The organism is Pseudomonas sp. NPDC089547 (genome assembly GCF_050280665.1).
Lineage (GTDB): Bacteria > Pseudomonadota > Gammaproteobacteria > Pseudomonadales > Pseudomonadaceae > Aquipseudomonas.
The window spans coordinates 1-2075 of sequence record NZ_JBNNVS010000070.1 but is presented as its reverse complement, the minus strand read 5'-3'; the positions used below and the strand labels follow the sequence as shown (position 1 = coordinate 2075).

1 protein-coding gene is annotated in these 2075 nt (G+C 59.9%); it reads left to right on the top strand.

What is annotated here, in order from left to right; genetic code table 11:
- A partial coding sequence (locus ACQKPZ_RS26470) for an immunoglobulin-like domain-containing protein (protein WP_427543936.1) occupies nt 1-2075 on the top strand: 2075 nt, incomplete at both ends.

Genomic DNA, 2075 nt, shown 5'->3' with positions numbered 1-2075 from the left:
ACCCCGTCGGTGACCGAAGGCGGTGTAATCACCTACACCGTGACCCTGAGCAATCCTGCCCAGACTCCGGTCACCGTGACCCTGTCCAACGGCCAGACCATTACCGTTGAAGCCGGCAAGACCCAGGGCAGCGTTGATTTCCAGACCCCGGCGAACGACGTTTACAACAACGGTTCGACTGTTAGCGTCACCATTGAAAACGCCACGGGCGGCAACTTCGAGCAACTGACCCCGAATCCGACCCCGGCTTCGACTGTCATCAGTGACAGCATCGATACCGTCACCGTAAGCATCGTCAGCAATGGCAATGTGACCGAAGACCAGCAGCCTTCCTTCACTGTGAAAGTAAGCCAGGCACTGGACCGTCCGTTGACCGTGACCCTGTCGAACGGCGACACCGTTACCATCGAAGCCGGTAAAACCGAAGCCGAGTACAAGACACCGGTCCAGGGCGATGACGTCTACAAAGACGCAGGCTCCATCACCCTCAGCGTCACTGGCGCAACTGTTCCGGGTGCCACCTTCGAGAAGCTGGCCTTGGGTGGCCCGGCTACCGTTGAAATCTCTGACACCCTCAGTGAGGTAGTGGCCAAGCTGACCGCCACGCCTTCGGTGACCGAAGGCGGCGAGATCACCTACACCATCACCCTGACCAACAAAGACGGTCTGCCGATCAACAACCACAGTGCGCTGACCTTCACGCTGAGCGACGGCAAGACCGTCATCACCGTACCGGCCAACGGCACTACTGGTTCGATCACTGTCACTGCGCCTGACAACGTCTACACCGGCACTAATCCGCCAGTGGTGCAGTCGATCGCTTCCGTTGCTGGCGCTGACGTCGGCAAGTTCGAACAACTGACCCTTGATAAAACCCCGGTCACCACCACCGTCACCGACGAGCCAGGTACTCCGGGTAACCCAGGTACGCCAGGCACCCCGAACGAAGGCGACCTGGTCAAAGTCACCATCACCGCTGACCAGGCTTCGGTTGCCGAGAACGTCAAACCGACCTTCACCGTGCACATCAACCAGCCGCTGGACCACGACCTCGTCGTGACCCTGAGCAACAACGCTCAGGTCACCATCAAGGCCGGTGAAACCAGCGCGCCGTACGAACACGCTGCACAGGGCGACGATGTCTACAACGACGCCGGCCAGATCACCCTGGGCATCAACTCGGCAGTAGACGCCACCGGCGCCACCTTCGAGAACCTGCAACTGGGCGGTGCTGCAACTGTTCAAGTGACCGACACCACTGACGAAGTGGTGGCGAAGCTGACCGCGACACCTTCGGTCACCGAAGGCGGCGAGATCACCTACACCATCACCCTGACCAACAAAGACGGTCTGCCGATCAACAACCACTCGGCCCTGACCTTCACGCTGAGCGACGGCAAAACCGTCATCACCGTACCAGCCAATGGCACTACTGGTTCGATCACTGTCACTGCGCCTGACAACGTCTACACCGGCACCAATCCGCCAGTGGTGCAGTCGATTGCTTCCGTGGCTGGCGCTGACGTCGGCAAGTTCGAACAACTGACCCTGGATAAAACCCCGGTCAGCACCATCGTTACCGACGAGCCAGGTACTCCGGGCAACGAAGGCGATCTGGTCAAGGTCACCATCACTGCCGACCAGGCTTCGGTCGCCGAGAACGTCAAACCGACGTTCACCGTGCACATCAACCAGCCGCTGGATCACGACCTGGTCGTGACCCTGAGCAACGATGCCAAGGTGACCATCAAGGCCGGTGAAACCAGCGCGCCGTACGAACACGCTGCACAAGGCGACGACGTCTACAACGACGCTGGCCAGATCAGCCTGGGCATCAAGTCCGCTGTGGACATCGACGGTCGTGGCTTCGAGAACCTGCAACTGGGCGGCAGCGCTTCGGTTCAAGTGACCGACACCACCGACGAAGTGGTGGCCAAGCTGACCGCTACCCCTTCGATGACCGAAGGCGGCGAGATCACTTACACCATCACCCTGACCAACAAAGACGGCCTGCCGATCAACAACCACAGTGCGCTGACCTTCACGCTGAGCGACGGTAAAACCGTCATCACCGT